Source organism: Spiroplasma sp. ald, from assembly GCF_044714355.1.
Taxonomy (GTDB): Bacteria; Bacillota_I; Bacilli_A; order Mycoplasmatales; family Mycoplasmataceae; genus Spiroplasma; species Spiroplasma phoeniceum.
The window spans coordinates 1-7,443 of sequence record NZ_RXFY01000050.1 but is presented as its reverse complement, the minus strand read 5'-3'; the positions used below and the strand labels follow the sequence as shown (position 1 = coordinate 7,443).

At 26.3% G+C, this 7,443-nt stretch carries 5 protein-coding genes and 1 pseudogene; 3 read left to right on the top strand and 3 right to left on the bottom strand.

The features are described 5' to 3' along the window. Nucleotides 1-798: 798 nt before the first annotated feature. Together EHU54_RS03440 and EHU54_RS03435 are read left to right on the top strand one after the other, a co-directional pair. Nucleotides 799-1,842 carry a rod shape-determining protein gene (locus tag EHU54_RS03440; RefSeq protein ID WP_400248956.1) on the top strand — a complete coding sequence of 348 codons (1,044 nt, stop codon included), beginning with the start codon at nt 799-801 and terminating at the stop codon, nt 1,840-1,842. Between the two features lie 53 nt (nt 1,843-1,895). After that, entirely contained in the window at nt 1,896-2,954 is a 1,059-nt protein-coding gene (locus tag EHU54_RS03435) for a rod shape-determining protein (protein WP_400248955.1), read from the top strand. A 70-nt stretch (nt 2,955-3,024) separates the two neighbouring features. Here the strand turns inward: EHU54_RS03435 and EHU54_RS03430 are convergent, their stop codons facing one another. The 3 genes and pseudogenes from EHU54_RS03430 to EHU54_RS03420 all read right to left on the bottom strand — a co-directional run. After that, on the bottom strand, nt 3,025-3,795 hold the full coding sequence (locus EHU54_RS03430) for a TatD family hydrolase (RefSeq protein WP_400248954.1): 771 nt from the start codon (nt 3,793-3,795) through the stop codon (nt 3,025-3,027). A 9-nt stretch (nt 3,796-3,804) separates the two neighbouring features. Continuing rightward, a complete protein-coding gene (gene mnmE / locus EHU54_RS03425) occupies nt 3,805-5,154 on the bottom strand; it encodes a tRNA uridine-5-carboxymethylaminomethyl(34) synthesis GTPase MnmE (RefSeq protein WP_400248953.1) in 1,350 nt (449 codons plus the stop codon). A gap of 134 nt (nt 5,155-5,288) precedes the next feature. After that, nucleotides 5,289-6,518, bottom strand: a pseudogene (locus EHU54_RS03420) (hypothetical protein); the annotation flags it as partial. Between the two features lie 672 nt (nt 6,519-7,190). Here EHU54_RS03420 and EHU54_RS03415 point away from each other — a divergent pair. Continuing rightward, nucleotides 7,191-7,346, top strand: a complete 156-nt coding sequence (locus tag EHU54_RS03415) for a hypothetical protein (protein ID WP_400248951.1) — start codon at nt 7,191-7,193, stop codon at nt 7,344-7,346. Nucleotides 7,347-7,443: the final 97 nt, after the last annotated feature.

Below are 7,443 nucleotides of genomic sequence, written 5' to 3'. Positions count from 1 at the left end.
AAATCAAATTTATCAAATTTCATAATTTTAGATTCCTATAATTTCTATTTTAAATATATTTTATAGGAATTTTAAAATAACTAGGTTATGCAAGAAGTCTAATCAATATATTTTTTGCTTTGATAAACAAAAACTTTATTAAGCCATCATCCTATATGATTACCATGATTAGGTAAATTTATAAAAATAGCATTATTGGTTCGTAATTTTATTAATTTATTGTTAATAAAAATATTTGTTATTGATTTATTATTTAAATTATTCATTTTTCTAATATTTCTTTTTGTTTAGATACATAAGAAGAATTGATTGCTAAATCATTGATTTTTTTCAATGTTTTTTTCTTAATTTTCTTATACATATAAAAACCTCCATTAAAAACATTGTTTATAATCAATGTTGTAGACAACTGCTTTAGTTCAATGTTTATTAAGAAACAAAGATTAAAAACATTGTTTTAAAACATTGATTGTTAAAAAAAGTACAATTTTGATACACTTAAAACACTATTTAATTTTTAATAGTTTATTTTTACAAAAATATGAAATTAAATAATTTAACATGTTAAGTGAGTCATTTTTTAATTAAAAAAACAACTCCTTTCTTTTAATTAATAAGAGTTGTTTTGTCCTATTTCATTGTTTATTCTACAAAAGATTAGGATTTATGTTATAATATTTTTGTATTGTATTCTCTATCTGAAAATAAATATAGAGACTTGCAATTCATTTTATTGATTAATCACAAATATATTAATCTAACTAATTAATTTAACAAGAAACAGGAGGACAAAATTACATGGCTTTATTTAATAGTGCAAAAAAACCGGCTTTCGTTTCTATGGATTTAGGAACTGCTAATACATTAGTATATGTTTCAGGTTCGGGAATCATTTACAATGAGCCTTCAATTGTTGCTTACAGAATTAAAGAAAACAGAATTATTGCTGTAGGAGCCGAAGCTTACAAAATGATCGGAAAAGGAAATAAGTCAATTCGTATTGTTAGACCAATGGTTGACGGAGTTATTACAGATATTCGTGCAACAGAAGCACAATTAAGATATATCTTTACAAAACTACGTATTACAAAACAATTAAAACATTCAATTATGTTATTGGCTTGTCCATCAGTAATTACTGAATTAGAAAAAGCTGCTTTGAAAAAAATTGCTATGAACTTAGGAGCATCAAAAGTTTTTGTAGAAGAAGAAGTTAAAATGGCTGCATTAGGTGGCGGGGTTGATATTTACAAACCTGCTGGAAACCTAGTGATTGATATGGGGGGAGGAACAACAGATATTGCTGTTATTGCCTCAGGAGATATCGTATTATCAAAATCAGTTAAAGTTGCTGGAAATTACTTAAATGATGAAGCACAAAAATTCATTCGTTCACAATATGGTCTAGAAATTGGATCAAAAACTGCTGAACAAATTAAAATCGAAATTGGGTCATTATCAAAATACCCTGACGAAAGAAGAATGAAAGTTTATGGACGTGATGTTGTTTCAGGATTACCAAGAGAAATTGAAGTAACACCTGAAGAAATCAGAGAAGTATTAAAAGTACCAGTGTCAAGAATTATTGACCTAACAGTTCAAGTGTTAGAAGAAACACCACCAGAATTAGCTGGTGATATCTTCAGAAATGGAATTACAATCTGTGGAGGAGGAGCTTTAATCAACGGGATTGATCGTTACTTTACAGATACATTACAATTACCATCAAAAATTGGAGAACAACCATTATTAGCTGTTATTAATGGAACTAAAAAATTCGAATCAGACATCTTTGATATCTTAAGATTAGAATCAATGCATGTAAAAGAATTAAATTACTAGAATAATCATTAATTGATTATAATAGTTATTAAATTGTTAAGGAGGACAAAAACGTGAGACCAGAAACTAGACCATTTATTTCTCTTGACTTAGGAACTGCTAATGTTTTAGCATATGTTTCAGGACAAGGTGTAGTCTACAATGAACCATCATTAATGGCTTATAACAATAAAACTAATAGTTTAATTGCTTTAGGGAAAGCTGCCTATGATATGGTAGGAAAAACACACGGAGATATTAGAATGGTAACACCATTAGTAGATGGAGTTATCGCAGACATGGAAGCTGCACAAGATTTATTAAAACATATCTTTTCAAGAATGAAAATGATGAACATTTGAAAAAATGCTATTGTATTATTAGCATGTCCAAGTGGAGTTACTGAACTTGAAAGAGAAGCATTAAAAAATGTTGCTAAAGAAATGGGCGCTGAATTAGTTATCATTGAAGAAGAAGCTAAAATGGGCGCTTTAGGAGCAGGAATTAATATTGAATTACCTCAAGGTCATTTAATCATTGATATTGGTGGAGGAACAGCTGATTTAGCTATTATTTCATCAGGTGATATCGTTGTTTCAAGATCAATTAAAGTTGCCGGAAATCATTTTGATGATGATATTCGTAAATACATTCGTTCAGAATATAACATTGCAATTGGGCAAAAAACAGCTGAAAATGTTAAAAAATTCATTGGTTCATTAGTTAAATACCATAACGAAAGATCAATGCAAATCTACGGACGTGATATTGTTTCAGGATTACCAAAAGAAGCAAAAATCTTTTCAGAAGAAATTAGAAATGTTTTATTAAATGCATTTTCTAAAATTACAGATTTAGTAATTGAATTATTAGAAAATACACCACCAGAATTAGCTGGTGATATTATGAGAAATGGAATTACAATCTGTGGAGGAGGAGCTTTAATTAGAAATATTGATAAATATTTCTTTGATATTTTCCAATTACCAACCAAAATAGCTTCAGATCCATTAAATTGTGTTATCGAAGGAACAAAAATCTTTGAAAAAACAATTAAGAAAAACATCGAAAATGGTTTATATAATTTCCAAGAAAAAGGATTATTATCGTCATTAGGTAAAAAAAGAAAATAAATTGAAGCAAAAAAAATATTAGGTTAACCTAATATTTTTTTATTGTAATTTTTAAATTTGAAATTAAAAATTAATCAAGATTAAATAACTTGCGTGCATTCTTATTAGTAATACGAATCATTTCTTCAACCGGCATATTCTTTAATTCTGCTAATTTTTTAACTGTATACATAATAAATTTAGGATAATTCTTTTTCCCTCGATATGGATCAGGAGTTAAATATGGTGCATCAGTTTCCACTAAAATTTTATTTAATGGTACCATTTTAGCAACTTCCCGTAATTCCTGAGCATTTTTAAAAGTAATATTACCAGCAAACGAAAGATAAAATCTTAAATCTAAAAATTTTTGAGCCATTTGAATTGTTCCATTATAACAATGCATCAAACCTTGTGTTATTTTTTGTTCTTTTAATATTTCATAACAATCTTCATAAGCATCACGGCAATGAATGGCAAGTGGAAGATTATGTTGTTTTGCTAATTCAATTTGTTTAATAAATCAATGCTTTTGTAAATCTGGAGAAACAGTTTTATGAAAATAATCTAAACCAATTTCGCCAACAGCAATTACTTTATCACTATTTAATAATTGATCTAATTTCTCTAAATCTGAAAACCCATATTTAGCAACATCAGTTGGATGAAACCCAATTGTTGCAAAAACATTATCATAATGCATTGCATGGCGAACTGCTGCTTGGCTAGAATCTAAATCATAACCAACATTATTAAGTCAAAACACGCCACTAATTTTAGCATCAGCAATAATAGTTGATGTTTCTTCGTTCTCATATTCATGTGACATTAAATGACAATGTGTGTCAAAAATTCCTTGCATATTTTCCTCCTATTTTCCTAGGCAATACTTACTAAAAATTGTTGTTAATAAGTCTTCTTCATAGTTTTCACCTAGAATATCACCCAATATTTCTCAAGCATCATGTAAGTCAACATTAATAATATCAACCGGAAATCCACTCGTACTATTATTATATGCATTTTTTATTGAATTTGCTACCTTCTCTAATAAAGAAATTTGTTTTATATTTGACAAAACTAGCTGATCATCTTTTGTAATCTGGGCTGTTTTATATAAATTTAAAATTTTATCAATAAGAGACTTGATATCTCGGTTTAATGCTGAAATTAAAAGAATATTTTGTTGCAAATTTTCATTTTGTACTTGCATATTAAGTAAATCGCTTTTATTTAAAACTAACAAATATTTTTTATTTTTAATTAGTTTTTTAAGTTCGGGACTTAAATTCATTAAATCAGCATAATTATCAGCAACAATTAAAATTAAATCAGCATTAATAACTTGTTGACGTGCTTTATCAATTCCAATTTGCTCAATTTTATCAACTGTCTCACGTAAGCCAGCTGTATCAATAATATTTAATGTTAATGGTCCTAAATTAATCTTTCCTTCAACAATATCTCTTGTTGTTCCTGGCAAATTAGAAACAATAGCTTTATCTTCATTCATTAATGCATTTAATAATGATGATTTTCCAACATTTGGCTTTCCTAAAATTAAGACATTAATACCATCATCAATCATTTTTCCAACTTTACTAATTTTAACTAAATCATTAATTTTTTGTTCTAAAATTAATAACCGTTGGTTTAATTCTTGTGTAGTTAAATCACCAACACCATCATATTCAGGATAATCAATATTTACTTCAATATTTGCAATGATATCTAATAATTCATCACGATATGTACTAATTAAATAAGTATTTTTATTTTGCAAATTATTCAAAGCTATTTTTGCACTAGTATCATTTGTCGCATTAACTAAGTTATTAATAGCATCTGTCTGAATTAAATTAAGTTTTCCATTTAAAAACGCTCGTTGTGAAAATTCACCTTTATTTGCTAAACGTGCTCCATTTTTTAGTAATAACTTAATAATATTATTTGTAACTAATACGCCACCATGGCAATTAATTTCAATAATATCTTCTCCAGTAAAAGAATTAGATTTTTGAAAACAAACCAAAATAACTTGGTCAATAATTTCTTTGCCATCTCTTAAATAACCATAGTAAATTTGATTTCCGTGTGGAATAATTTTTTTTGAAAAAACTTTATTAATAATTTTATAACTATCTACTCCAGACATGCGAATAATTGCAATTGCTTGCTTTACCATTGCAGTTGCTGGAGCAATTATTGTATCTTCAATCATTTTATAAAACTCCTCTTTTATTTATTATATCAAACAATAAATTATAAATTCAAGTATAAAATATATAATTTTTTTGACAAATTAAAAGGAAAATATTTTATATTTTCCCTAAATTTAATGTAAATATTACACCATCTAATTCTTTTTTTAAAACGAAAATAAAATCAAATTATTCCAATTATTATTCCAATAATTGGAATAATAATAACTGGTAAGAATCATCCTAAATATTTTTTATCTCCTGACGTTGCCATTTCTGGATTTATCGGATCAATTGGATTGGGGTTTGGGTCAATTTGATCAACAGGGTTAGTTGGATCGGTTGGATCAGGATTAGGTTTATTACCATCAATATAATTTTCAAGAACAAATTCGGTTTTTCCTTCAGCTAAATCACTTGCATCATTAGCATATACTATAACAGTTATTTTTTTAGAATTTTCTAAATTATTTAAGAAATCAGAAAATATTTCATCATTAAAATAACCAGGAACATTATTATGATTTTCATCCGTTGGTGGAATATCGTTAATTGAAATCCCATAGTCTTTATTAAAAACTAAATCTGTATAATCAGATTTTTTTAATCCTAAATTAATATATTTTATAATTCAATTTTTCATTTCTTCAATTGAAAAATCACCAAAGTTAAATTTTTGATCATTAAATTTAATTTTTAATAAGTCTTTTACTTTTTCTGGATCATAATTTCGTGAATTCTTAATACTTCCATTAGCTTCACCAATTAATATAGAGGAAAATTGTTTTGTTTTAATTATAATATTAAGATATTTTGGTTCCATCGCATTATCTAACAATGGTTTCAAAGTATCAACATTACTACTAATATCAATACCCTCTTTTGTTACGACATAATAATCAATACCTAATTTTGCCCCACTTGCTTTTTGGTTAATATAATTTTGAGCATAAGCTAAAACTAAAGAACGAATTTTATTCGTATCAATTTCATTCATTTTAATTGCTGGAAAATTACCAGAAATATCAACAAAATTAGACGGATTTGGATCTGGAGGAATACGCTGTGCAATTATATCCGAAGTATATTCTTTTCAATAACTAGAAACTTGTTCAAAATTTAATTTTTTAATTTTAGTTACATCAAGTTTTTTATAATCAACTAAATAATTTTTTAGATGAATGCCATGAATAGTTGTTCAAAAATCAACTGCAATTTTATTATTACCTAAAAGATCTAAAAAACGGGGGTATTTATCTTGATATTTTGGGCCAATTAATACATATTTTTCATATGCTAAACTATCATTAGTTCTCGTAATATAATGCGAAAAGCCTTCTCAAGACTGATACCTATTAACTGAATCCGGTTCTATTTTAGTTAAGACCGCGTAAAATATTCGGTTGGTATAAAATTTCCAAAAAATAAGAAAAAGATAGATATAAAATTCTATCTTTTTTAATTAGATTAAAATTGTCGTTAACCTTGTTTAGTTTAAGAAAATAACAGCAAAACCAACCGAATAAAACTCTCCTACTTGGAATGTCGTAAAACCAAGCAAGCGAGGATAAACAATACAGGGGTGTCCGTACCGCTACGACACAATGCAGGCAATTATTTTAGGCAATATAAAAGAGTTTTGTGGTTTGGGGATAAATCTTTAACCTGCAATGGGTAAAGAGTTAGTGTTCCACAATAAAAAATTTAGAAATCTTACTATTTATAAGGAGATTTTGAAAGTGTCTTTAAAAGAACTCTGTTGAAAAGAGTTAAAAATTAAATTAACAAATAAGACAGTATTAATTAATAAATGTCAGTGTTATATCAATGAGTACTTTACAAAATTAACCAAAAACAGAAAAGGTAGCTGATATTGTAAAAAGTATGCTCTACCTTGTTTAGCAAGATTAAAATTTATTAACAAACAAAAAATAAGTTATAATCTTTGATTTTTGATTTTACAATGCCAAAATAACCATCAAATTATTAAAAAATTAATTTTTAAGAAAAATAAATGATGAATTATTAATATTAAAAATTAGAAAGAAGAAATTATATGTTTGAAAATAATATTAAAAATACGATTAGCGATTTAATTAACGAAATTAAAACAACAACAGAAAACAATTTAAGCAATTTAGAACAAATTATTATAGAAGCTTTAATTGACAAAGTTAATAATATTGAAAATATTTTAAATCAAATACGATAAAAAAATAAAGGAGATAAAAAAATATGACTGAAAATACTTTTATTAAATAGATTTCTTGCATAACCTAGTTATTTTAAAATTCCTATAAAATATATTT